The 23,796-nt window shown below is 38.6% G+C and carries 27 protein-coding genes and 1 pseudogene; 3 read left to right on the top strand and 25 right to left on the bottom strand.

Annotated features, from left to right (window positions below; translation table 11 throughout):
• Positions 1-73: 73 nt before the first annotated feature.
• The 3 genes from ABFV83_RS03300 to ABFV83_RS03290 form a co-directional block, all read right to left on the bottom strand.
• Entirely contained in the window at positions 74-1,114 is a 1,041-nt protein-coding gene (locus tag ABFV83_RS03300; protein WP_349947516.1) for an AraC family transcriptional regulator, read from the bottom strand.
• 230 nt (positions 1,115-1,344) lie between these two features.
• A complete protein-coding gene (locus tag ABFV83_RS03295) occupies positions 1,345-1,683 on the bottom strand; it encodes a GNAT family N-acetyltransferase (RefSeq protein WP_349947515.1) in 339 nt (112 codons plus the stop codon).
• Between the two features lie 115 nt (positions 1,684-1,798).
• Positions 1,799-1,957, bottom strand: coding sequence for a MerR family transcriptional regulator (locus tag ABFV83_RS03290; RefSeq protein WP_349947514.1), 159 nt, complete (start codon positions 1,955-1,957; stop codon positions 1,799-1,801).
• A gap of 102 nt (positions 1,958-2,059) precedes the next feature.
• Between ABFV83_RS03290 and ABFV83_RS03285 the strand changes: the two genes are divergently transcribed.
• Both ABFV83_RS03285 and ABFV83_RS03280 read left to right on the top strand, forming a co-directional pair.
• Positions 2,060-2,368, top strand: coding sequence for a hypothetical protein (locus ABFV83_RS03285; RefSeq protein WP_349947513.1), 309 nt, complete (start codon positions 2,060-2,062; stop codon positions 2,366-2,368).
• Positions 2,369-2,370: 2 nt separating this feature from the next.
• Positions 2,371-2,679 carry a GNAT family N-acetyltransferase gene (locus tag ABFV83_RS03280; RefSeq protein ID WP_349947512.1) on the top strand — a complete coding sequence of 103 codons (309 nt, stop codon included), beginning with the start codon at positions 2,371-2,373 and terminating at the stop codon, positions 2,677-2,679.
• Here ABFV83_RS03280 and ABFV83_RS03275 read toward each other — a convergent pair.
• From ABFV83_RS03275 to ABFV83_RS03250, 6 genes are all read right to left on the bottom strand, one after another.
• On the bottom strand, positions 2,659-3,489 hold the full coding sequence (locus ABFV83_RS03275; RefSeq protein ID WP_349947511.1) for an undecaprenyl-diphosphate phosphatase: 831 nt from the start codon (positions 3,487-3,489) through the stop codon (positions 2,659-2,661). The genes ABFV83_RS03280 and ABFV83_RS03275 overlap by 21 nt on opposite strands.
• A complete protein-coding gene (locus ABFV83_RS03270; protein ID WP_349947510.1) occupies positions 3,489-4,268 on the bottom strand; it encodes an ABC transporter permease in 780 nt (259 codons plus the stop codon). The genes ABFV83_RS03275 and ABFV83_RS03270 overlap by 1 nt, the downstream gene beginning before the upstream one ends.
• Positions 4,231-4,701, bottom strand: a complete 471-nt coding sequence (locus tag ABFV83_RS03265) for an ATP-binding cassette domain-containing protein (RefSeq protein WP_349948853.1) — start codon at positions 4,699-4,701, stop codon at positions 4,231-4,233. The genes ABFV83_RS03270 and ABFV83_RS03265 overlap by 38 nt, the downstream gene beginning before the upstream one ends.
• A gap of 16 nt (positions 4,702-4,717) precedes the next feature.
• A complete protein-coding gene (locus tag ABFV83_RS03260; protein WP_349947509.1) occupies positions 4,718-5,005 on the bottom strand; it encodes an ATP-binding cassette domain-containing protein in 288 nt (95 codons plus the stop codon).
• A 152-nt stretch (positions 5,006-5,157) separates the two neighbouring features.
• A complete protein-coding gene (locus ABFV83_RS03255; protein ID WP_349947508.1) occupies positions 5,158-5,772 on the bottom strand; it encodes a helix-turn-helix transcriptional regulator in 615 nt (204 codons plus the stop codon).
• A gap of 119 nt (positions 5,773-5,891) precedes the next feature.
• Positions 5,892-7,337 (bottom strand): DEAD/DEAH box helicase, encoded by a 1,446-nt coding sequence (locus ABFV83_RS03250; protein WP_349947507.1) that lies wholly within the window; start codon positions 7,335-7,337, stop codon positions 5,892-5,894.
• Positions 7,338-7,573: 236 nt separating this feature from the next.
• On the opposite strand from ABFV83_RS03250, the gene rsmH reads away from it, so the two are divergent.
• Entirely contained in the window at positions 7,574-8,623 is a 1,050-nt protein-coding gene (gene rsmH, locus ABFV83_RS03245) for a 16S rRNA (cytosine(1402)-N(4))-methyltransferase RsmH (protein ID WP_349947506.1), read from the top strand.
• Positions 8,624-8,969: 346 nt separating this feature from the next.
• Here the strand turns inward: rsmH and ABFV83_RS03240 are convergent, their stop codons facing one another.
• From ABFV83_RS03240 to ABFV83_RS03165, 16 genes and pseudogenes are all read right to left on the bottom strand, one after another.
• Complete coding sequence (locus ABFV83_RS03240; RefSeq protein ID WP_349948966.1) at positions 8,970-9,551, bottom strand: hypothetical protein; 582 nt, start codon at positions 9,549-9,551, stop codon at positions 8,970-8,972.
• Positions 9,552-9,571: 20 nt separating this feature from the next.
• Positions 9,572-10,537: pseudogene (locus ABFV83_RS03235) on the bottom strand (collagen-binding domain-containing protein); the annotation flags it as partial.
• A 703-nt stretch (positions 10,538-11,240) separates the two neighbouring features.
• A complete protein-coding gene (locus tag ABFV83_RS03230; RefSeq protein WP_349947505.1) occupies positions 11,241-12,614 on the bottom strand; it encodes an MATE family efflux transporter in 1,374 nt (457 codons plus the stop codon).
• A gap of 17 nt (positions 12,615-12,631) precedes the next feature.
• Positions 12,632-13,069: a MarR family transcriptional regulator gene (locus tag ABFV83_RS03225; protein ID WP_349947504.1), complete on the bottom strand. Its 438-nt coding sequence runs from the start codon at positions 13,067-13,069 to the stop codon at positions 12,632-12,634.
• A gap of 378 nt (positions 13,070-13,447) precedes the next feature.
• Positions 13,448-14,185, bottom strand: coding sequence for an ABC transporter permease (locus ABFV83_RS03220; protein ID WP_349947503.1), 738 nt, complete (start codon positions 14,183-14,185; stop codon positions 13,448-13,450).
• Entirely contained in the window at positions 14,185-15,135 is a 951-nt protein-coding gene (locus ABFV83_RS03215; RefSeq protein WP_349947502.1) for an ABC transporter ATP-binding protein, read from the bottom strand. The genes ABFV83_RS03220 and ABFV83_RS03215 overlap by 1 nt, the downstream gene beginning before the upstream one ends.
• Positions 15,116-15,592, bottom strand: a complete 477-nt coding sequence (locus tag ABFV83_RS03210; protein WP_349947501.1) for a GyrI-like domain-containing protein — start codon at positions 15,590-15,592, stop codon at positions 15,116-15,118. Before ABFV83_RS03210 ends, ABFV83_RS03215 begins: the two co-directional genes overlap by 20 nt.
• 3 nt (positions 15,593-15,595) lie before the next feature.
• Positions 15,596-16,462 (bottom strand): AraC family transcriptional regulator, encoded by an 867-nt coding sequence (locus ABFV83_RS03205; RefSeq protein WP_349947500.1) that lies wholly within the window; start codon positions 16,460-16,462, stop codon positions 15,596-15,598.
• A 311-nt stretch (positions 16,463-16,773) separates the two neighbouring features.
• Complete coding sequence (locus ABFV83_RS03200) at positions 16,774-17,223, bottom strand: YaiI/YqxD family protein (protein ID WP_349947499.1); 450 nt, start codon at positions 17,221-17,223, stop codon at positions 16,774-16,776.
• Between the two features lie 37 nt (positions 17,224-17,260).
• The gene (locus ABFV83_RS03195; protein ID WP_349948852.1) at positions 17,261-17,797 is read right to left on the bottom strand and encodes an RNA 2'-phosphotransferase; all 537 of its coding nucleotides are present in this window, start codon (positions 17,795-17,797) and stop codon (positions 17,261-17,263) included.
• A gap of 83 nt (positions 17,798-17,880) precedes the next feature.
• Complete coding sequence (locus ABFV83_RS03190) at positions 17,881-18,219, bottom strand: AraC family transcriptional regulator (RefSeq protein WP_349947498.1); 339 nt, start codon at positions 18,217-18,219, stop codon at positions 17,881-17,883.
• 219 nt (positions 18,220-18,438) lie between these two features.
• On the bottom strand, positions 18,439-19,854 hold the full coding sequence (locus ABFV83_RS03185) for a DEAD/DEAH box helicase (protein ID WP_349947497.1): 1,416 nt from the start codon (positions 19,852-19,854) through the stop codon (positions 18,439-18,441).
• Between the two features lie 62 nt (positions 19,855-19,916).
• Positions 19,917-20,591, bottom strand: a complete 675-nt coding sequence (locus ABFV83_RS03180; protein ID WP_349947496.1) for a CPCC family cysteine-rich protein — start codon at positions 20,589-20,591, stop codon at positions 19,917-19,919.
• Positions 20,592-20,934: 343 nt separating this feature from the next.
• Positions 20,935-21,324 carry a hypothetical protein gene (locus ABFV83_RS03175; protein WP_349947495.1) on the bottom strand — a complete coding sequence of 130 codons (390 nt, stop codon included), beginning with the start codon at positions 21,322-21,324 and terminating at the stop codon, positions 20,935-20,937.
• Positions 21,325-21,444: 120 nt separating this feature from the next.
• Positions 21,445-22,341: a DUF4304 domain-containing protein gene (locus ABFV83_RS03170; protein WP_349947494.1), complete on the bottom strand. Its 897-nt coding sequence runs from the start codon at positions 22,339-22,341 to the stop codon at positions 21,445-21,447.
• A gap of 266 nt (positions 22,342-22,607) precedes the next feature.
• The gene (locus ABFV83_RS03165) at positions 22,608-23,102 is read right to left on the bottom strand and encodes a hypothetical protein (protein ID WP_349947493.1); all 495 of its coding nucleotides are present in this window, start codon (positions 23,100-23,102) and stop codon (positions 22,608-22,610) included.
• Positions 23,103-23,796 lie beyond the last annotated feature (694 nt).

Here is a 23,796-nt window from a genome sequence, read left to right as displayed (position 1 = left end):
ATTAATAAATAAAAAACCACAGGTATCAGCCTGTGGTTAAATACGAAATTCAAAAAAATTTTATAAGGAGAACTTATTCTGCATTACGCAGCACAGAGGACTCCCGATATTTTAATGGGGTAATACCATATTGCTTTTTAAATGCTGCACAAAAATTGCTGGAGCTTGAATAGCCAATCTCATAGGCGATTTCGTTAATTGATTTCTCCGTATTCAGCAACATGGAAGATGCCCGCTGTAATGAAAATTTCCTGTGATAGCTAAAAATAGTATCTCCATAGACCAGCTTGAAACCCTTTGTAAGTTTTTTAGGATTAATGACCAACCTTTTAGACAGGGAAAGGATACTTGGTAATTCAAATGGCTGTTCAAGTAAGATTTGAGGAATTTCCTTGATTTTTTGCAATTCATAAGGAGTGAGTGCTGTCAGCTCACATGTTTCACGCTTCATAACTTCGTTGGATATAATCATTGATAATGTTTCCATAACCTTACTCTCGTAAAATAAAGTACGGGTCTTTTCAGGAAGGCGGCAATTAAATATTTGCAGAAAAGCAGCAGCTATTTCAGGGGGAGCGTTTAAACCTAAATAGTACTCTGAGCGGAACTGATCTTCCAGTTTTTCTATTGTATCATTCCATAAACCGGCTCCGGTACTTCCAAAATAAGAGGAAAGTGCTTGCCTGTCTGCTGTTATAGAAACTCCCTGATACTTTTGCCCCGCAAAGCGCCTGATGATGCCTTTCATATCCTGGGATAAAGAGAGGGATAAATTGTTTGCTTCAAAACAGGTATCTCCTGCTTTTTCTTCTTCTATATACATGCATCCATCGATGCAGTATTCAATTTCAAAATAATTGCCTGCTAAATCAAATACTGTCACCATATCCTTATAAAACACAAAGTTATAGATGAGCAGCATAACATTGCCGAGCAAATTATATATTTGTATGGTGCCTTTGCCATACTCCGGCTTTATATCATAAACGATGCCCTTACTCTTATCGTGGTTAGGCAAGAAACGAGCTTCCCCAATTTGCTCATGCATAGCTCTATATTGCTCTAACATAGCGGCATATCCATTTCTTGAATTTATATAGAATTTATGCTCCATTTACAAGCTCCTCTCTCGTCTTAATACTATCAAAAAATATAGTTCAGCAAGCTGTTAGTATAAGCTATACTATACTGCCTTGTTTATTACCAGTCAAGTTTCAAACAGCCAAAAAAGAGGCTGATTGAACCTGGCGGGGCTGCAAACCTTTTATTGTTTTTTAGATTTTTTATTTAACAGCAATTTATCCAAATATGTAGATTTAAACTGTTTGCTGGCCATCATCTGCTTTAAAAGCGGTAGCAAGTCTGTTTCACTGCACTTGTTCCAATTCCTTTTCCCCAATATGATTCCGCTATATAATAACCCATTTCAGCACTTCTGAAATGAATGTTGTTACAGCGGAACACTCCAATGCTTCCAATCACTTTATCATATACCGTAACAGCAAAAGCATATGTCACATCCTTGTTCGCTGACAACATAGAGGTAATATATTCTTTTGCATCTTCAACTGTGTAGGGATAAGGCAATCCATCTCTTAAATTATCCTGGATTTTCTTGTTATTTATCGCTAATGCTAAATTTTCAGCATCCTCTACCTGCCATTCCCGTATTTTACACCCCACTTAAATACCTCCCGTCAAATTGGAACTCATCCTAGAAAAGATACTCCATTATGAACTCTTCTTATTTTTTCCTTCATTTGATCCAGAGGAATCTCAGTAAATTTTCCTACCAGAATCATTTCCAGAATGTCCAGATGTTCCAGGGAATAATACCGATAACCACTTGTGCATCAACGATTGGTTCAAGCAGCCCCTTTCTATCATAGTGCCGTAAAGTATCCAAGGATATTCCATACCATTTGCTTACTTGTCCAATCCGTAACAATCCGTGCATTTGATCCTCCCAAAAATAAAATCGAACCATTGACTCTTGAGCTGCTCAAGGGTTTATTGTAAGTATAGAACCTAAATAATAGTTTGTAAAGGAAGGCTTGCCATGGACCATATTACGATTGAAGAGTATCAAAACAAAGATTTTGAAAGCGTAATAGCTTTATTAGTGCATTCTTTTAAAAGTAAGTTTTGCCATCGTCAGAATTTAAGCGTTCATGATATAAAAGATATTATATCTGCTTCCTGGGATTTGAAAGCCGGTGCCCCCGCCTATATCCATTTTGTTGCAAAACAAAATCAGAATATAGTTGGAGTAATTTTAATACACTGCAGTAAAAAAGAAATGAAAGAATACCAATTATTTCCTTATGCCAAAGGTATGGCGTCATTAACATCTTACCGCTGTTTTTAAAAATGTTGCTGTTAGATGTTAACACGCCAAATGAATGCTATATAGAACATATCGCAATTAATGAAGCATTACGTGGAAAAGGAATTGGCATGCTGCTTCAGCATGCCGAACAAGCCTTATTGGATCAGGGTTATACCTCCTGGTCATTAGCGGTTGCTGAAGAAAACTCTGCAAAACACCTTTATTCCAAGTTAAGATTTAAAGAAATAAAAAAGATAAAAAGTCTCTTAAAAGGATTTTTTGTCGGAACATTTCAGTGGACCTTTATGCAATTTTTTTTATCCCAAAGGTTATATGGAAAAATAGAGTAACACAAGGATGCCCAGTGCAATGCGATACCAGCCGAATATTTTAAAATCATGTTTTTTAATATAGCTCATCAAGAACTTAATAACGAGCAATGACACAATAAATGCTGCCGCCATTCCAATCCCTAACGTCATTAATTCCAGCCCTGTAAAAGCAATACCGAACTTTAAAAGCTTTAATGCGCTTAATCCGAACATGACCGGTACAGCAAGAAAGAATGTAAACTCCGCTGCTGCAAGCCTGGGTACTCCGATCAATAAAGCTCCGATAATTGTTGAACCGGAACGCGATGTACCAGGTATAATAGACAGTACCTGAAAGAAGCCAATCATCAATGCTGTTTTATAAGTGATGTCCAACACCCCACACTCCTCAGAGGGCCGTTTTTGATTCCAATTTTCAATTAGAATAAATGCAATACCATAAAAAATCAATGTAATTGCAATGACAACAGGGGTATGCAAATGTGCTTCAATATAATCATCGAAGAAAACTGTCACGACAGCACCCGGAATACAGGCAATTACAACCTTAAACCATAGGGAAAGAATATCCTTATCGACAACCACCTGCCTGTTTTCTTTGAATGTAATAGGAATCATTCTGTTCCAAAATATCACCACCACCGCTAAGATTGCGCCAAGCTGAATAACAACAAAAAACATTTCTTTAAATGATTCGCTCATATTAAGCTGTAAGAACTCATCGACCAAGAGCATATGGCCTGTGCTGCTGATGGGCAGCCACTCTGTAATGCCCTCTACAATACCAAGAATTATAACTTTTATAACTTCCATGAAATCAAATGGCATTATTTTAAATCCTCCTTATAAAAATATCTAAATGTTGAATAAAAGCCTGAGAGTGAAACAAATAAAATGATCCCTATGACTACGGAAATTGGATAATCCCTACTTTGAATTCTGCCATTTACTAAAAATAAGTTAGCTGTCCAAGGATAGAAAGCGCCAAATTTATGATTACTAATTGCTGCACTCCCCATAACAACGGCTGCTGACACAATCACAGGTATAACAAATCCTTTTGTTTTTTCGGCTATATATGCAAATGGAGATATGGTCAAAAACATTAATACACGCCCCAATAAAAACTTGATCAGCCATTCGCCTGCAACATTAAAACGAAACCCATCTAAACCAAAGATGACATGATAAACTGACATTAAAACAAAGATTGCTGCCCAGGTCAAAACAGTCAGTACCGTAGTCCAAATATACAGCATGAGAAACTTGCCAGTTATAAAGTCAATTCGCGAAACAGGTGCAGGCAATATCATTTTCAATGTCTTTTCCGTATACTCCCTGCTGAATAAGTAAGAGGTAATCGCCACATAAACCATCATATTCATCAATAACATGACATATAACAAGCTGCTGTCGAATATGTCATTTAATGTAAAAACCTGCTCCGGATGGTCAAAATGGGTTTGCAACGCTTCGACTAACATCATAAAAGGAGTGGACAAAACGCCTAAGATACTGAATAAGACGATTTTAGAGCGTTTCAATTTTAAGATTTCACAGTAAACCAGATTAAGCAATGCCCTGTACCTGGAAGTCTGTAATCCCATAGCTTTTTTCCAGAATTTCCAATGCTTTCGTCATATCTGAAACTTCAAATTCAATATACTCATGTCTGCGATTTTGAAGGTCCTCCATTTTGATTTCTTCAATCAACTGTCCCTCATGCATCACTCCAATGACATCCGCAATTTGCTCAATTTCACTAAGCACATGGCTGGATACAAATATAGTCGTTCCTTTGTCCCGGCAAAGTGATGTAAGTAATGTGCGGATTTCTGAGATTCCGATTGGATCAAGTCCGTTGATCTGCTCATCCAGTATGAGCAATTTGGGTTCATGCATCAGTGCCGCTGCAATTCCAAGCCGTTGTTTCATACCTAATGAATAATCCGAAAAGGGCTTTGAAAATTCATGATGCAGACCGACCATTTCCAAAGCCTTCATTATGTCCTCCTTTTTTCCCTGACCACGCAAGCGCATCAAAAGGTTTAAGTTGTCAGACGCGGTAAGATTTTCGTAAAATACCAGGCGTCTCAATGATAGATCCGATTTGCCGGTAAATGCTGCGGTCTGTCTTCTCACACCTTGTACCAAACAAATAAATTTCTCCGCTTGTTGATTGAATGAGTTTAAGAAGCATTTTCATTAAGGTTGTTTTTCCTGCACCATTTCTGCCGAGCAAGGCGTAGATTTTCCCTTTCGGTACATGGACGCTGACATCGTTTACCACAATTGATTTTCCATACTGTTTTTTCAGATTTCTTGTTTCAATAAGATATTCCATCTCCATATGTCCTTTCTTTTCATTCAAGTCCTGTATGAATGATAGCTTTATTATTCATATCTAACATGAGTTGAACAAGAAACCTGTCGTCACAATGGAAAAAAGCCCCGACACGTTTCGTGTCAAAGGCCTGTTTTCAAGCTTTTCAGTATTTATTTGATTTGTTTTTCTTTTAACAAGGTGAATACCTTAATAACAAAAAAGAAAAACAGCAAGGCCCCTGCATATGGCTCTCTTGTTGCAAAAAAGGAAATAATCGCTATTGCATCTATGGCAAAGGAAGTCTTGGAAATGATACCCCTTAATTTTTCTTTTTCTAAATATGAAAAAACAAACTGCGTGATCCCAAGCCCTGTCAAGGTAATAAAAATGACCCAATAACATGTAAGAATTGCCTGAGTATTATTAGTGTACATAAGCAGATTAACCGCCTGGATATGAGTCCCCACCGGTTGTCCGTAAAGAGGTAAAAGGATAAAGGCAATTGCCATTATATCCAGCACCGCATAGATGAATCCGAAGACTTTACTCAAATTAGAACGATTTTCAGTTGCTGCTATACTAATGAGTTCATCACCAGAAAGCAGCTCATCAATAGAAACATCAAAAAGCTTTGATATACCTTTTAGTGACTCAATATTGGGATAACCCTTACCACTTTCCCATTTTGAGATTGCAGTTCTTGAAACGTATAATTGTTCTGCAAGTTGTTCCTGAGTCAGATTCCTTTGTTTTCTAAGTTGTTGTAATTTTTCATTGAATTCCAACTTAAAACTCCTCTCCATTAGACTTTGTACCAAATCTACAAGTACTAATCTGGCTTGTTTTGTCTTCTCCTCAGCCTGTAAAACGGACATTCATGATAATATCATTTATTCCCATACGTTTAAATTCTCGCCTCCGTCACCTTCAATTGCTTACCGCAGACCATTGTATGTTTCATTGCTTCCAGTACCAATGGGCCTTTACCGTTTAGTATTTCTATATAGGTAAGGGTATCTTGTATAGTTATTATTCCGATGTCCTCTGCTCCCACACCTTCCAGATTGGATATGACTCCAACAAAATTAGTTGCCCTAAGCTTCTTTTTCTTTCCGCCATTGAAACGCAATTTCATTATATCCTTATTTAACTGATCACTTTTCAGCTTTTTAATCTGAGGAACCATATTCATTTTTTTATCAAAAGAAGGTTTCAGCCTGGCCACTTCCTCTTTGGCAGGTTTCGTTATTTCCTGAATTTTAAACCCGATCAGTTCTTCGATGTCATGTAAATATCTGGTTTGTGTGGAAACCACAAAGGAGATGGCTTTCCCTTTTTGCCCTGCACGCCCTGTTCTTCCGGTACGATGGACATAGTTTTCCTCATCCAGGGGAATGTCATAGTTAATGACCAGAGAAATGTTCTCTATATCGATACCTCTTGCCGCTACATCTGTAGCAATTAAATAGCGGTACTCTCCCCTTCTAAAACGCATCATTGCAGATAATCGATCAGCCTGTTCCATACCTCCATGCATTTTAATACAGGGATAGCCTAAATCATTCAGGCTATCACATACCATATCCACCCGATCCTTTGTACTGCAAAAGATGATACCGCTATCCGGTTTTTCAATAATCATAACATCGGTAAGCAGTCCAAACTTATCTTCTTCATTTGTAATATAAAGAAAATGATTAATATCAGCTGTCATGATACTGGCCTCGCTGACATCTATATTGACAGGGTCTCTCATATAATTCGATGATATACTTTTTACTTCATCGGACATGGTCGCAGAAAATAACATTGTCATCCGTTCCCCGGGCAGTTCTTTTATAATTGTTTCTACCTGTTCAATAAACCCCATATCCAGCATTCTGTCTGCTTCATCAATTACCAAGCAGTTAATTTTATTTAAGGTCAACGTACCTTTCTTTATGTGATCCATAACACGCCCCGGCGTACCAACGACTACATGTGTTTTCTGCTTTAACTCTGCTTTCTCAATAGAAAACTGGTGTCCCCCATAGATTGCCGCTGCCTTTATTCGTTTAAATCTTCCTATATTGGTAAAATCCTCTTTTACTTGAACAGCAAGTTCCCTTGTAGGAGTCAGGATTAGTGCTTGTGGTTTATTTTCAAGCCATTCAACTAATTCACATATGGGAATTGCGTATGCAGCCGTCTTGCCGCTGCCCGTCTTCGCTTTGACGATAAGATCATTTTTTTCTAAAGCGGCTGGAATGACTTTAGCCTGTACTTCTGTAGGTATATCATATTCCAGACCATTAAGTGCCTTTACGATATCCTCGCTGATTGTATAATTGTGAAAACCTTTAATATCCATATCTAAACCTCTCATTAATTGAAAAAATGTATAATTATAAAATGAATTACTTATTTTTTATAAATCACGTACTAACCCATTTTACATGAGGATACCGTTCAATGCAATAAAAACGGTTTCATTTGCTATTATGACATGCTTTTGATATCATGTTATATAGAAATATTCAAAACCGTCAGCTTCGCAGACACTTTGAATCATATAAAAAATAGATATTTAAAAAGGTGGTAGCAAGAATGGATAATCAAGAACAAAAACATCAGCGTCGTACCAGGTATAAAGGTACTCACCCAAAAGCTTTTAAAGATAAATATAAAGAACTGCAGCCAGAACTATATGCTGATGCTGTGGCAAAGGTTATTCAAAAGGGCAATACTCCTGCTGGTATGCATCGTTCCATTTGCGTGAAAGAAATATTGGAATTCTTACAAATTACCCCTGGACAAACTGGATTAGATGCAACTCTAGGCTATGGTGGTCATACTTTAGAGATGCTTAAATGTTTAAATTCAAAGGGGCACTTGTATGCTACTGATGTAGATTCTATCGAATTACCTCGGACAAGGGAACGTTTAGAGCGCTTAGGTTATGGCCCCGAAATTTTAACGATTAAGCAAACAAACTTTTCCAATATAGATCAAATCACTTCCGAATCAGGACCATTAGATTTTATATTGGCGGATTTGGGTGTTTCTTCCATGCAAATAGACAATCCTGAAAGAGGATTTTCCTTTAAGGCAGAAGGACCATTAGACTTACGGCTGAATCCACTAAAAGGCATCTCTGCCGCTGATCGTCTTAAAACTATTTCGCAGAATGAATTATGCGGTATGTTGTTAGAAAATGCGGACGAGCCTCATTCCGCAGAAATCGCTCATGCCATTATTTCTACAATAAAAAAAGGAACAGACATTACAACAACAAATCAGCTTCAGCAAATTATCAAAGATACTCTGAAATTCATTCCGGAAAAAGATAGAAATAATGAAATCAAGAAGTCCTGTCAAAGATGCTTTCAGGCGTTGCGGATTGATGTAAATAATGAATTTGAAGTGCTATATGAGTTTTTAGAAAAACTTCCTGCTGCCCTGGCTGAGGGCGGACGAGTTGCTATCCTTACTTTTCATTCTGGTGAAGATCGTCTCGTGAAAAAGTCTTTTCAACGCTTCCATCGTGAAGGAATCTACAAAGAAATAGCGCCTGAGGCGATTCGCCCATCAGCAGCCGAATGTAATTCCAATGGCCGGGCCCGATGTGCAAAATTACGCTGGGCTGTAAAAGCTTAATAAAAAGCTGCTACAATTAAGGTATCCCCTACTTGCAGCAGCCCTGATAAAATTAGTACATGGCAAATCGATCTGAAATTATTCAACCATAAAACTGGCTACGCCAATATTATTCAAAGTAATGATTGGTTTGCACCAGAATGTCTTACAGCAGCTATCAGACATCCTTACTTTTAAGATATAATGGCCTTCATAAGGAACTGTAAATTCAAAACAGCCACAACCATTAATCTGTATACAGAACAGAAAAGTATCGGTGTCGTTGCATCTCTGGTATAATTTCACATCCCAATCATGGAAATCCTGGCATCGGCAGCCCCAGATACAACCCATTATTATACAGGGTTTAATCAGGCAGTCCTGGCAAACAGGGCAGGGTTCCGGTTCCGGGCACTCTGCAGGAATTGGTATTGGAATAGGAATGGGAATGTATTCCTTTTCCGATTCCGGGCACACGGGGCATTCTGGACAGGCCGGGCATGGCTTCGGTTTTGGGCATTCTGCTGGAATTGGTATTGGAATGGGAATATACTCTTTTTCCGGTTTTGGGCATTCCGGGCACGCCGGACAGGGTTTCTGTGGAGGACACGGCCTTGGTTCCGGGTACGCCGGGCACGGTTCCTGCGGAGGACACGGCCTTGGTTCCGGGCACGCCGGGCATGGTTCCTGCGGAGGACACGGCCTTGGTTCCGGGCACGCCGGGCATGGTTCCTGCGGAGGACAAGGTCTTGGTTCCGGGCACGCCGGGCATGGTTCCTGCGGAGGGCACGGTGTTGGTGCCGGACACGGTTCCTGCGGAGGGCAAGGTGTTGGTGCCGGACACGTTGGGCATTCCGGGCACACCTGAGCAGGCTGTTCCTCCTCTCCCGGTGATATTTGAGGTACTTCCGGAGCCGGAACCACGGGGGCTGGTGCTATGGCTTGACATGTCACTCCTCCAACAAATGGAAAATAATGAAATTCAAAGCCGCTGTTAGCATTTACAGCAAAAGCTCTCAAGGCCGCATTACCGCTTACATGGCCGCCTGTAGGATGTGCATGGTACATAGCCTGCGGCGCCAGAATACTTCCCCAGATATCGGAAGACTTTTCCATATAGATATTAGTTGCATCCTCAAACACATACAATGTCTGGTTAGCCTTACTTCTTTCCCCATAAACACCGTATTGCAAATGAGCATTGGCTCCCGTTCTCAGCCTTACAATAACTGTACTTCCTTGTGGAACTTCTGCACGTATTCCTTTGTTGATCAAACCATTTGGCCTTACATCAATAAGAAATACATTCTGTACAGGATCATTTCCCCTTAAAATCCATTCGTAATTATTATCCACTATAATTCCATTGGGAGTTAAAGTTTCAATACAATCTTTGTAATATCCGATGCTTTCCCTTGCATCATTAAAAAATCCAGGTATGTCAGCGCCTATCCTGCTTGCAGGTATATATCTTGGTACATCATAACTGGGGATCAAATAATGATCACCTTTATCCGATGGCGTCCAATATTGACTGCCCCCATTGGCCTGGTACAAAAATTTTAGTTCTTGTATCCCATCAGTCAGCCCATCTTTTCCAATGAAATAAGTACTTCCCTTGGCTGCACGGAATCCACCGCCGACAACCACATGACCGATAACAACCAAAGGGCCGGCCATAGATACATTACCGCCAACTAAAAAGCGTACTAAATCCGGTGAGTAGCCGACTTCGCCATTACCTCTATTGACAAAGCCAACACTCAACCCCCTCGGACTGTAAAAACTTCCACCTATAGCTACAGGCCCTTCAATATCTATAATGTTATTGGCATCGTTAAATACAATAACATTGAATCTGGATGCAGCACCAAAAGGCTGACCTGCAATCGTATACCAGTTAATATCATCATAAGGTAATCCTGCACTTGCCATTGCTTCCTCATTATAACTGATATTGTCCATATAAACTCCTGCCAATTGCTTGAATTGCAACGCATTTTTATTCTCAATTCAGTTTATTCTAATGGAAATAGTTCTGTGCAGTTTTTTATGCAATCAGACTAAATTTATATGAATTTTTTTTGAAATTCATATAAATTATCTTCCAAAGTATTGGACAAATTAAGCATTTCTGTCTTTCATCGTCATCATATTCCGTAAGAATATCCCTAAAGTATTTCTTGGTTTAATGAGCTTTTCATTACTCCTTGTGAATTTATCAATAATATTAATTATTGCATTAAAATCTAAGGAATAAATTACTGATTTCTGTATTCCTATAGCCCTGAAATCCGTATTATCAAGAATCATGTCAGACAACCATAATTCTTCTATTTCTTCTGCATAATCAACGATAGGTATAACAAATTGATGATTTTATTAAGAAAATTATTATCTAACGGATTTTGCTGACTTCATTAATAACCCGGTTCTTACAAACCCTGGATAAATGATCATAACGCCAGTACTATCTATTGTTAATTACCATCTAGTCCTAAACTGAGTAAAAGTTCCATGGTTATAAGCTTATTTTCTTAATGATATTTCTTTATTTTAAAAAATCATTAAATTCTATAGGTCGTTCAAACGGTTGATAAACTTTTCAGTTAACTCTATAGAATTTATTACCTTAATTCTAATTAGACTTCGGGTCAATCAAGCGTTTCAACGTTTTCCTAAATTGAACAACAAACATCGTCCCTGTTACGGTCACAGCTATAATATCGGCAATTGGTTCAGCCAGATAGATTGCCATTGTTTGATTTGTAAGTATCAAAGGCAGAATGTAAATTAACGGAATCAGAAGGATCACTTTTCTAAGCAGCGCAAGGAAAAGCGAGGTTTTGGCGTCTCCAATTGCAATAAAAGTTTGTTGACAAGCAACCTGAACTCCAAACACAAGCGATACTGAAAAATAAATACGCATAGCACCTGCCGTAAACTGGATGAGTGAGGCATCAGACGTAAAAATACCGGCGAACCATTGCGGGAAAAGCATGATAAAAAGCCATAATGAAACTGAAAATATCACACTAAATTTCAGCAGTATAAAAAAGGCTTCCTTAACACGCTGAACGTTTTTCGCGCCAAAATTATAACTGATAATAGGCTGTGTCCCCTGGGTAAGACCCAAAAGCGGCAGCATTGAAAATTGCATGACGCTTGTGAGAATTGTCATGGCACCGACAGCAATATCTCCGCCATATCTCAGAAGTGACGCATTAAAACAAACAGCAATCAGACTTTCCGTAGCATACATGATAAACGGAGCAAGCCCAAGTGCAATACAGGGCAATATCACTTTTACCTCAATTCGACAATTTTCTTTTTTCAGTTTCAGTATCGTTTTTTTGCCGCAAAGGAAATGTATGACCCAAACTGCGGAAATAGCCTGTGACAAGACCGTCGCCAACGCCGCACCGGCAACCCCCATATTCAATCCGAAAATGAAGATCGGATCAAGTATAGTATTAAAAACCGCACCAATCAGAACGGAATACATACTGGTTTTGGCAAAGCCCTGTGCTGAAATAAAAGCGTTAAGGCCGACTGTAAGCTGAACAAATATCGTACCGATTGCATAGATACCCATATAACTAATTGAATATCCAATCGTATTTTCGCTCGCACCGAAGAGCATTAAAAGATCCTTTTGCCAAATGTAAACAACCAAAGTCAAAATAGCGCTTATGATCAAAAGCAGGGCAAATGAATTGCCAAGTATTTGTTCAGCAGTTTTGTTATCGTCTTTTCCCATATAAATAGAGGCACGAGGCGCACTACCCATACTGACAAAAGCTGCAAAAGCCGTTATAATCATGATAATGGGCATACACACACCTACGCCTGTCAGCGCCAGTGGTCCTACTTCAGGTATATGTCCAATATAAATACGGTCAACAAGGTTGTAGAACATATTCACAAGTTGTGCTGTAATAGCAGGCAATGAGAGTTTAAAAATTAATTTTCCTATTTTTTCTTCACCTAAAAAGGCAGTATCTTTTTCCATATCCAAACTCCTTTTGTCTATCTTTCTAACGCTGCATCGGCATTATCAAAAATTCTCTCAAGCAGCTTTTCAAATAATTCGATTTCGTCATTTGTCATTCCGGCAAAAAGCAATTTCAATACCTGCGCCTGTCCAAGCCTGATATCTGTAATGATAGGAGTGGTTTTCTCTGTCAAATTAAGATGAATGACCCGCCTGTCATTTTGATCCTGGACTCTTTCCAGAAGGCCTTTCGTGATAAGGCTTTCAACGGATGTTGAGACATAGCTTTTTGCAATCATTCTGATTTCGACGATATCGCTTGCCGTATCATACTCTGGATTGTTTGCAAGAAATGCAAGAATATCAAGTTCAGACTGACTGATTTGGTACTTCATACGAGTTTCTTCAAACTGCTTTTCATAGAGTCGTTTCACGCGTTGTCCATTAATCAGCATTGCAGCCCGTTTATTCATAAATTCATCCACCTTCCTTTAGTTCCATTTCAGAACAGTTCTATAAAGAACTATATTATAGGAATCCAGTTAAAATGTCAAGTTATAAAAAAACGTTGATAATGAGTTCATAAATTTGCAAATAAGCATTTCATATTCCTCCTTTACGTAAACTTGTTATTATACAACAAGGATAAGGACGCTAACGTATTTAAGCTGCTGGATATGAACGAATGATATCGATGTTGTCAGGATACACAAGTGAATTAGAAAAATCCCCCTCACTTCTATAAAAGAAAAAGTGAGGGGGCTATACACTGAAACTAATTTTCATAAAGTTTTTGCTTAGGCAGATTTTTTTAGCCTGCAGCTGCTCTGGGTAAATAAGCTTATTTCTTTTTATAATCTGCGCAGTGCCCACGAAAAACTGATAAAACACATAACCGCCAGTAAAAGAAAAACAAGCGTAACATCACGGGCAGCAATATTTCCCTGTAAAATCAAAGCCCGTAAGGTGTTAATTACATGAGTAAACGGGTTTAGATTAACTGCAATTGCCAATCCCCCGGATAATCTTTCTGCCGGAAATAATGCCGTGCTCAGAAAGAAGACCGGCAGAACAATTGCGTTCATCACAGTTTCGTAAATGACCTCATTGGGAAGGCAAAGGCTAATCGCATAAGTAAGCCCTGCCATAAAAAATGCAGTCATGAATATCAGCAAAGCAATCAGAAGCCCTCCTATAAACCCGGAAGTAATTTTTACAGAAAAGAACAGGCTGACAATGCACATGATTGCAACTTCAATAAAAGTACATAATACTGCTTCTAATACCTGGCCAAGTACAATTGAGCTTCTTCGAACCGGGGCAATCAACACCCTGTAAAAACTCCCATCGGTTTTCATCAGATAATTCATAATACCGCTGCTGCTGCAGGCTCCAAAGCTTACAAGGACAACAAGTCCGGGAAGAATAAAGGCCGTATAGTTTTCAATCCCAATGCCCTGCATGGACTGTCCGGCAACGGCACTATATAAAACCAGCCAAAGTATAGGCTGTAGAATTGTCATTACAATCGTGAAAGCATTATGAAAACGCCACTTTATATTCCGCTGAAGCAAAGTAAGAACTTCCATTAGCACGCCTCCTTTCCATTTTCATTTGTGAGCCTGATAAAAACGTCTTCTAAGGTAGGCTGCATAATTTCTATCCCCAGGAATGGAATTTCATGTTCCAGAAGCCAGCGATTCGCTTTTTCTAAATCTATATGTCCATTTTTTAAGTCTGTAATGATTTTATCATGGCACAAGTCAGATTCTTTCAGCCCAACAATACTTTTTAACGGCTCAAAACAATTTTGGGCCTGTTCTTTTGATGCAAAGCTGATTTTAAGCATATCCTGCCGCAGGTATTCTCTGAGAGCATGAGGCGTACCTTGAAGTATCTCTTTCCCACTTTTCATAATACATATGGTATCGCTTAACTGGTCAGCTTCCTCTAAATAATGAGTTGTCAAAAAAATCGTGGTTCCAAAATCATTTCTGATTTTTCTCATCATGTCCCACATCGCCATGCGGGATTGAATGTCCATACCAACAGTTGGCTCATCCAGGAATAATACTTTGGGATTTGACATCATATTAAGTGCAATATCAAGCCGCCTCTTTACCCCGCCGGAATAGGATGAAACAGGATATTTCAAGTATCGATCTAACCCAAAGCAGGAAATTAGTGTTTTCATACGTTTTTGCGCTTCCAGTTTAGGCACCTTATAGAGCTTGCTTTGAAACATCATATTTTCCGTAAGAGACAAGTGTGTATCAATGGATGTCTGCTGTGCCACACAGGATATTTGTCTGCGAATTTCAGACGTTTCCCGGTAAATATCTTTTCCGAACATGGTAACAAGACCGGAGGTAGGAGCCAGATAAGTGGTTAGTATATGAATAAGGGTTGATTTCCCTGCACCATTATGTCCTAAGAGGGAGAAAATTTCCCCCTCCTTTACTTCTAAGTTCAGGCCATTTAATGCCTGTACGCCGTTCTTATACTTTTTGATTAAATTTTCAGTTCGAATAGCAGTCATATGATTCCTCCTTGATCGGGAACAGAACTTCCGTAACATATCCGGCAGGATTCCCTTTTAAGAACATTCCGGGACCTTTGATGAAAACCTCCCTAAATGGGGGACTAAGCTGCAGATGATGCTCAGCAGCATACCGGTCAATTGCTGAATAAGCATTATGCAAGGTTTCATAAGGGCCAATATGGGTAACGCTGACTGCTTTGATTCGCGGAATTTCTTTTATTTCAATTCCATTTTTTATGGGTACTTCCTCGGTGGGTACGCACAAATCCATTTCGCCCATTTTTGTTTCCGGGTCCATCACATAATAGCAAAAGAACGGTGCTCCGTTTGTTTTTCCCTTAATAGACTGAAAAACGCTGGGAAAAACCTTGTTGGCTCCGGTTACAATTCCCTTGTAACTAAGAAAAGCAACCCGAATCGGTTCAATATCTCTGATTTCAATTTGGTATTCCATTTTTTAATTCCCCTTTTCCCTTTTTACAGCAATCCATACTTCGGAATGCCCCTCTTGCGGCTTTTCCTCACTGATCGGATATACTTCTATATCCGGCAATTCTGCATAAGCGTACCCTGAGAACGGAAGCCATTCTGTAAGAAAACGTTTGAAAATATTTTGAATGGATTCTTTGAAATGTCCGTCACTTTCAAATACCACCCATGTTGCTGCCGGAATTTCATACTCAAACATTCCCGCTGGAACAGGCTGATCTGTTGCAGCCGCAATATAATAATAAATAGCATCTGGATTTTGATAAATAGTGACTCCCAGCACTGTACCTGGGATTTTATCCGACAGTTCACAGATTTCTGTGAATCGGTTATCCTGTAAAGCTCTGTTCCAAAAAGGCGGAACCAGCTTTTGGTTTTCCTCCATGTCCTCTGTTAATGGAATGCGGATACCTACAATTCTCATAGACTCTTTTTCTTCCATACGATATGGCATAGCATCACCTCCTGTAACTTTAACGGAAAATTTAATGGGCGGATACGCATGGAGCACATTCCCCCTGAATTTAGCGGCTGAAGGGGAAATTCCATGAACGCTCTGAAACGCCCGGTTAAAAGATGTGGGAGAATTATATCCGTATTTCAGTGCAACATCCAATACCTTTGTATCTGTGGACTGCAATTCAAAAGCGGCCTGTGTCATTCTCCGGCGGCGTATATATTCAGACAAAGGAATACCGGCTACATAGGCGAACATACGTCCGAAATAATAAGGCGAACAACACGCTATGTTTGCCGCTTCCTCACATGAAAGCTCGTTATCCAGGTTCTTTTCGATATAGTCAATCGCACTGCTTAACTTCTTTAGCCACTCCATTTCTTCACCTCCATGTATAAATCATACGATTTAAAATAAATTTATTCCTCGCTTTTTATGTCCTCTTTTGTAAACTCTACTTTACCGTAATATAATTTATATATCAACAATAAACGCCCACACTTTTTTATAATATAAGTGTGGGCGCTGCTTGCTGCTGGGCTGTATCTTTATTGAGCTTTTTAGCTTGGAAAGAATTTGGGGAAGCCTGCCATACTAATAAAAAGGTTACGCCTTCAATCCTGAAACACGTAACCTCTACTTTTGTAGCAGAAACTTTTTTAAATTCTTTTTAATCAAAAATCTGATCGTTATTTTTCTTCAGCATGGGTAATTAATTTTCGGAACGATTCTTCAAAATGCTTGTCATCTTCCAGAGTTCTTTTTCTTGGTCCGCTTAGATGATTTTTAGATTTTGCTCTCCTTGCGGCTTTTGCAATGTGCCGCTCCATGAGAAGCTGATTTATGTTGTCATTGGTATACCATTTTCCAGATTGATGAATTGCATATGCATTTTTCCCCAGTGCCATTGCTGCCACACCATAATCCTGTGTCACTACAATATCTCCAGATTTACACAGATTTACCAATGCAAAATCAACTGCATCTGCTCCTGCACCGATAATCTTTATTTCGCTGTAATCAGACTGTAACACATGATTTGTATCACATAGGAGACATACCTTTATCTTATATTCTTTAGCTACCCTTTCAACGATACGAACTACCGGACAGGCGTCTGCATCCACATAAATCTTCATTTACTTTTTCCTCCTCATTATGCCGGCAAAAAAAGAATCATTCTACTTTCTCAAGGAATTCTGCAGGCACCTTTTTTATAAGCCACACATTGTTTACAGAACAATAGAATTTATAACCAGCCTTTGCCATGGCACCGGCATTAACCTGATATACAACGGACCTTCCATGTCTGTTACCTACTTTAACGGCAGTTTCTATATCTGTTGATAAATGAACATATAGCCGACTCTTTGGTATTAGCCCTATTTTATCAATGGATTCCACATATTTTTCACCTGTTCCATGCCATAAATATTCAGGTGGGACTTTTTCTTTCAATTCTACATCAACAGGAATGGAATGGCCCTGATTTGCACGAATCAGGGACATATCATCATTGAAAGAATACCGCTTCTTGTTGTCCGTCCGTACAATTTTTTTCAGTATTTCCATATTTATAGGATGCGTCCTGTTCACACCCTCAATTAATTCATTTACATTTGCCCATCCATGCTCATCCACTGTAATGTCTATGACGTCCGGCTTATGCCTTAGGATCAGGCTAATGTATCTGCTTGTATCAGTTAAATTTATTCTAATATCACATCCTTATCAAATTCAAAATCTTTACTGGCTTGAACTTCAGGAGGTCCGAAGAAGCCAGCAGATACTCTATTTCATTTATATACTGTGTGACTGGTGCGACTGATGGGATTGAGCATAACAGGACAAGCACGATATTCATCTGGCGTAATGCTATATGCATCTTTAAATGTACGAGTAAAGTTGGCATGATCTGAAAATCCATAATCAATTGTCACATCAATGATTCGCTTTTTCTTGCATTTAAGAACTTCTGAAGCTTTTGCCAGCCTGCGCAGCCTCACATATTCATTTACTGATTTTTTCACTAAACGCCCAAACAAGCGCTGATAATAATACGGTGATAATGACGCTACATTTGCAAGAGCTTCCATCTTTATATTTTCTGACAAATGGTCTTCAATATAATTCAATGAATTTTGTATTGCTTCCCATGCATATTACACCTCCTGGATAAAAGAATAGCACAGATATAATCTGACCGCTTGTCACACAATGCTCTTTTGAAATATATTACTATCTGTTTTTCAATTCTTTTACCATATTCAAGCAGACAAATCATCTCTACAGGACTTGAGCCGATAATAATGATACCGTCGGGATCTGGTGGTCCCTTGGCAGCAAGTCAAAATTTACCGTTTTTTGTCCTTCATTGAGATTTTATTAAAACTCCGTTTTTCTTTCAATGTTCCATCTGCTGTCATTCGATACTTTTTCTTTGTTGATGAAATGCCATCTATGGAAGCTGTATGCAATGACTCTCTCTTAGATGATACACTCGATTTTTGTAAGGTAGTTTGAGGTGATGTTTTTGACCTTAAAATTGCTTTCTTCGGATGTTTGGCTTGAGATTTCGCTGTTTTTGCTGTATCTCTTCTTGGCTGCACAGCCTTTATCGCCGGAAAGTTGTTCTTTAATGGGTAGGGATGATCTTTTATTTCTGTTAATTTCTTCCCAATCAACTTTTCAATATCATTTAGTTGTCCCTTTTCATCAAAATCGCAGAAAGATATTGCTGTTCCGCCAAGTCCTGCCCTGCCTGTTCGACCAATACGATGTACATACGTCTCTGGTGTATCTGGCAGGTCATAATTAATAACATGGGTCAGTTCATCTATGTCTATTCCTCTTGCCGCGATATCTGTTGCAAGCAATATTCGCAATGTTTTGTTTTTAAAATTGTTTAATGCCTTCTGACGTGCTCCTTGTGATTTATCACCATGGATTGCCTGGGCAATTACGTTATTCTTTGATAATTGCTTAATAAGTCGATCCGCCCCATGCTTGGTACGAATAAATACCAGTGCTGAAACTATGTTCTTATCTTTTAGAATGTGCAGAAGCAAATCCTTTTTATTACTTTTATCAACAAAGTACAGATACTGATCAATGGTATCCACTGTTGATGATACCGGAGTGATTTCTATTTTCGCAGGAGTCTTCAGAATCGTACTCGCCAGCTTGGCGATGTCTGGCGGCATCGTAGCCGAGAAAAGTAATGTTTGCTTTTTTAAAGGTGTTTTAGCAATGATCTTTCTAACATCATGAATAAATCCCATATCCAGCATACGGTCAGCTTCGTCCAATATAAATATTTTAATATGTTCTATATTTATAATTTTTTGATCAATTAAAGCCAGTAGTCTTCCTGGTGTTGCCACAAGTATATCTACCTTTTGCTTTAAATTTTCCTCCTGCGGCTTTTGAGATACTCCCCCAAAGACTACACAACATTTTAAATCAGTAAATTTCCCATAGGTGTTAAAACTTTCATAAATTTGTAGAGCCAGCTCTCTAGTTGGCGTTACGATTAGAGCCCTTATATTTTGTTTTGCCCGATGAGGCACTTTTTCTTCGCTGAGCAACTGAATCGTTGGTATGGCAAATGCTGCTGTTTTTCCGGTACCAGTCTGGGCACAACCAAGTAAATCCCTGCCGCTTAATATAACAGGTATTGCCTCTTCCTGTATCGGTGTAGGAATATCGTAACTTTCTTTTTCCAATGCCTTTATGATATCAGGCATAATATCTAAATCTTTAAATTGCATAAGCTCTCCTATTAATCTGTATTGTTTAATTTTATGTCTTATCTGATGTTTAGCCAAAACTGTCAAGGGACTTCATCCTTTACTTCTATCAGTTTCCGCCTGGTATGCTCTATGAGTTTACCGTCAACCAATTCGTTCTTTCTTTCTATTTCAATCCTGTAAATCATACCAAATACCTGGGATATAACTATTTTAGCTTGTACCCTTAATTCTTCCCAAAGTGGATTACTCTTTAATTGCTCGATATCCCAATAAAAATTCTCATCATGCCCATCATACTTGTTAAGGAATCTATCAAATTCGTCTAATATCTGTATTCGCTTATCGTCAAATACATTGTTATCTAAATAAAACTGCTTCCTATCAATGTAGGAATTGCTAAAGTCTTGGAGAATCTCGTCGCCTGTGCATCCTATTCCTATCATATCATTTTGCTCTTCGGCTGGTAATGACATTGTTATTAATGACATTATCAGTTCTTCATAGAAGTATTTGATTAAATACTCATTCTCAGTCGGCTTTCTTACATGCGGAATCATTTCACGCTCACATGCACCAAATTTTTTATAATTCTTTTGTGCTTGGATTAAGCTGACCTTATTGGCTCCGCCTTCACAGGTTGGATCTTCCAACTGAATCGGATCATCTTCCCAGAAACAGACTTGACAAATGTCATAGCTGCCATCTGGTTTATTATCAAAAGTATAGCAGCCGCAACACGGGCATTTATATTTCATTTTTCACCTCACAAAGTCCATATATGGTCATGTCGAAAAACACTTATCGATATTCTTCTTAATCTCTAGATGCTCTTTATCGTCCTCTATAAGATAATCTATAAAGAAATTTTCAACTTCTTTGTCTTTTATTTCTGCAAGCATCCCATAAAGCTTATACTGAATGGGCGCATCGGAATAGTAGTTGTTTGATGTGATCCACCATTAAATAAAGTTCCTACTAATCATTTCTCTTTGTAAATTGTTTTTTTCTGCTTCGCGTTATGTTGATAATGTAACGGCAATAATTTATATTTCAACAGACTGCTGTAATCTTGTTTTTGTTTTTCATTTTACTCACACCCTAAAAAATACAAATATATGTACTACAAATTTTTGCTAATCTACATGTTATATAATTTCCCAGTAGCTTTGTTTTAAATCGCCTGCAGGAACGAATGCTCATTATTTCTGCCTTTTTTAATATAAGATTTAACTGATAGGATAGTCGACCCAGCCAAAACCTCTTATAATGTCTATCAGCAGTGAAGTCATCGACCTTTTTAGGTCTGGAGATAGTAGAGGTTAGCATCGCAGTAACGGCGGCCTCCCCGTTCTTTGTATACTCCATAGCCACTCCACCAAAGCCATTAAAACCGGCATACATAAGTGCAGTGATGACTGCACATTCCACAAAAGCAAGGACCAATGAAAAACAAAAATCAAATTTCAAAAAGCCCCTATCGTTATTCATTAATACCCACCTCCCGAAAATATAAAACTTCCAAATTACCACTCAATCAAAAAAATTCAAATATCTCCCTTCCATACAGCCGTCAATTAACCAAATCAAGCAGCATTTCGTGTTTAAACATTAATCACTATCTGCTGGCGTAAAATAGCGGACGATCCGCGACCTCATATCGCCATCCGGAAATGCCGAATGCTGTTCCATAATAGCAAGCCAGTCTAAGTGCGCCAGAATATCCTCCTGAGTCAAACCGTATTTCTCCTGCCATCGCGGCCATTCCACTGCTGACTGCATCAAAATTGCTATACTAAAAAATCTCAGAATATAATTTTCCTTCTGCGCATAACGATTCTTTTTCCTTTGGTACAGCAATTTCCATTCATCGATATTATGTACATCTAAAAGTGCAGGAATCACATAGTCTTCGAAATCCCCCCTAATCTGAGCCAATATGTTCTTAACTGGTTCATCAGTCGGCAAATAATTCTGATACCCGTCAATCTTATACATATCGCCACTGCAATAGGGTGAAAGCAGCCCCCAATGGGGTAGAAAATCAAACTGGTTTAAATCCTCGACCCGATTATAGATCCACTGCTCTGCTATTTCCGTTCTGATATCAGCTTTCGCAGTAACGCTGATATAAAAACCAAAGCAAGCACCTGTTAAACTGCTGTTCCACTGCGAATACTGCATATGAATCAACAGCCAGGAATCCTCCAACTCCTTCCACCAGTCTTGCCGCCTGGTTTTAAACCCCGAGGCTTTTAACAGTGGTTTCACGACTTCACGAACGACGCAGTCACGCTTTTTTACTGGCTTCATATTGACTTCTTTTTCTTTCCTGATCTGATATTCACGCCCATCTTCTTCAGTTATATCCAGCATTTCACGCAATTTCTCAGCACTCGGACCATTGGGCTGCGCCGCCGCTTTAAAATAATATTCCAGGCGCATATCTTGAGACTGTTCTCGCAGCGCCTTTAACTCATTACTATTTTTATCCCAATCTCTTTCCATGTTCGAATTCCTCCATTTTTTTGTCACCGTTGATATCATAGAGATTATCTAATGCAACTTTCGTATTTTCATCCTCTGCAATGTACATTAGGATATTTGACAAAAATATATTAAAATAACACAGGTACATAATTGCAAGATAGTCCTCATAACCTGCACTACATCAAGGTTTCCTGGAAAGCAGACAAACGGGTTCAACGTTCCCCTGGACGGAAATTTTATACTACATAGCAAAAGGGTTCCTTTCAGTCACAAGTGGGGTAAAATCAATTATATATATCTTCTAATGTTATGACCTCACCATCATCAGGTATAAACAAATTATCATTGTCAATCGCTTCTTTTAAATTAGAGCGTGTAAGCAGACAATGGTTCCAGGCTTCCATGTGAATAGCGATAACTTTGGTGGCCGCATTTTTACTCAATATTTTATTTAGGTCATTTGCATCTAGCGTGATATGTTTATTATTTATCATAGCCGAACCTGCAAAAGCAATGACATAATTAGGATTATATTGCTCCATTGCTTTATCAACGCATTTGCACCAGACCTTATCGCCCGTAATATAGACCACACCCTTTTTTTGATTTTTCAATATAAATCCATGAGAATTGCCCATCATTTTTCCTACAATACCCGTTCCATACTGCCCTTTAACCAAAATGATTTCAATATTGTTGAATTGTATTTTGTCCGTTATTAAATATAACTGACTGAAACCTGACTCCAGTAATTGTTTTTCGTATTCACTGCTACACACAATTGGAATATTTTGCCCCAAAACGCAATTATACTCGGATCAAAATGGTCACGATGGGTATGGGTCAAAAGTATCACATCTATATTCTTTAAAATCTCTTCTGGTACATTAATATCAACTAAAGGATTCTTGATGTTCACCCCACCCTTAACAGGGTCTAATGTATTCCTTTTATACAATATAGGATCTACTAGGAAACGTATTCTCTCAAATTCTATTATGCATGTTGCATGTCTTATTTGTCTAAATAACATAACTATCACCACAGCCTTTAAATTAATGTTACAACGACTAAACTGGATTCCGATTTCTTAAATTACATATCATTGCACTTGCCTCATGCAGCAGGTATCGGTTTCTCCTCTGAAAAAATTGCATTCGTCTGATTATACTGAACTATTCCTCTTATGTAAATAGCATAATTTCATATAATATAAAACAAAAGTACCGCCCACCAGTTTCTATCAAGGTGGCGCCGTTCCTAATTTCAGGACTTTTTACATATCTGCCTGCTTTAACAAAGCTTTGTACTCAGCCGTTTCTCTGTATTTTAAAATCTTGCGGTCACTGATAAAGATATGGAAGTGTAAAAGGTGTCCGCAAGGAATCGTTTTTCTGAAAAGAATGAAGGACTGGTCCAAAACCCGGGAGCCCACAAATCATGTCAGTGGAAAATTTTCTGTCAGGGTTGGAA

Source organism: Lacrimispora sp. BS-2 (assembly GCF_040207125.1).
In the GTDB taxonomy this organism is placed as follows: domain Bacteria; phylum Bacillota; class Clostridia; order Lachnospirales; family Lachnospiraceae; genus Lacrimispora.
This window is presented reverse-complemented; position numbering and strand designations above follow the sequence as displayed.

Excerpts from the sequence above, each read along its gene's own strand:
- ABFV83_RS03280 (WP_349947512.1), top strand. The coding sequence starts at position 2,371 with ATGTTGCTGTTAGATGTTAACACGCCAAATGAATGCTATATAGAACAT.
- ABFV83_RS03250 (WP_349947507.1), bottom strand. The coding sequence starts at position 7,337 with ATGGATATTAAAGGTTTTCACAATTATACAATCAGCGAGGATATCGTA.
- ABFV83_RS03180 (WP_349947496.1), bottom strand. The coding sequence starts at position 20,591 with ATGAAATATAAATGCCCGTGTTGCGGCTGCTATACTTTTGATAATAAA.
- ABFV83_RS03300 (WP_349947516.1), bottom strand. The coding sequence starts at position 1,114 with ATGGAGCATAAATTCTATATAAATTCAAGAAATGGATATGCCGCTATG.
- ABFV83_RS03230 (WP_349947505.1), bottom strand. The coding sequence starts at position 12,614 with ATGGAAAAAGATACTGCCTTTTTAGGTGAAGAAAAAATAGGAAAATTA.
- ABFV83_RS03285 (WP_349947513.1), top strand. The coding sequence starts at position 2,060 with ATGGACCATATTACGATTGAAGAGTATCAAAACAAAGATTTTGAAAGC.
- ABFV83_RS03170 (WP_349947494.1), bottom strand. The coding sequence starts at position 22,341 with ATGGAAAGAGATTGGGATAAAAATAGTAATGAGTTAAAGGCGCTGCGA.
- ABFV83_RS03270 (WP_349947510.1), bottom strand. The coding sequence starts at position 4,268 with ATGGGATTACAGACTTCCAGGTACAGGGCATTGCTTAATCTGGTTTAC.
- ABFV83_RS03225 (WP_349947504.1), bottom strand. The coding sequence starts at position 13,069 with ATGAATAAACGGGCTGCAATGCTGATTAATGGACAACGCGTGAAACGA.
- ABFV83_RS03210 (WP_349947501.1), bottom strand. The coding sequence starts at position 15,592 with ATGGAATACCAAATTGAAATCAGAGATATTGAACCGATTCGGGTTGCT.
- ABFV83_RS03185 (WP_349947497.1), bottom strand. The coding sequence starts at position 19,854 with ATGCAATTTAAAGATTTAGATATTATGCCTGATATCATAAAGGCATTG.
- ABFV83_RS03240 (WP_349948966.1), bottom strand. The coding sequence starts at position 9,551 with ATGTCAAGCCATAGCACCAGCCCCCGTGGTTCCGGCTCCGGAAGTACC.
- ABFV83_RS03205 (WP_349947500.1), bottom strand. The coding sequence starts at position 16,462 with ATGGAGTGGCTAAAGAAGTTAAGCAGTGCGATTGACTATATCGAAAAG.
- ABFV83_RS03275 (WP_349947511.1), bottom strand. The coding sequence starts at position 3,489 with ATGCCATTTGATTTCATGGAAGTTATAAAAGTTATAATTCTTGGTATT.
- ABFV83_RS03175 (WP_349947495.1), bottom strand. The coding sequence starts at position 21,324 with ATGAATAACGATAGGGGCTTTTTGAAATTTGATTTTTGTTTTTCATTG.
- rsmH (WP_349947506.1), top strand. The coding sequence starts at position 7,574 with ATGGATAATCAAGAACAAAAACATCAGCGTCGTACCAGGTATAAAGGT.
- ABFV83_RS03290 (WP_349947514.1), bottom strand. The coding sequence starts at position 1,957 with ATGCACGGATTGTTACGGATTGGACAAGTAAGCAAATGGTATGGAATA.
- ABFV83_RS03215 (WP_349947502.1), bottom strand. The coding sequence starts at position 15,135 with ATGACTGCTATTCGAACTGAAAATTTAATCAAAAAGTATAAGAACGGC.
- ABFV83_RS03220 (WP_349947503.1), bottom strand. The coding sequence starts at position 14,185 with ATGGAAGTTCTTACTTTGCTTCAGCGGAATATAAAGTGGCGTTTTCAT.
- ABFV83_RS03260 (WP_349947509.1), bottom strand. The coding sequence starts at position 5,005 with ATGGAATATCTTATTGAAACAAGAAATCTGAAAAAACAGTATGGAAAA.
- ABFV83_RS03265 (WP_349948853.1), bottom strand. The coding sequence starts at position 4,701 with ATGCGCTTGCGTGGTCAGGGAAAAAAGGAGGACATAATGAAGGCTTTG.
- ABFV83_RS03200 (WP_349947499.1), bottom strand. The coding sequence starts at position 17,223 with ATGAAGATTTATGTGGATGCAGACGCCTGTCCGGTAGTTCGTATCGTT.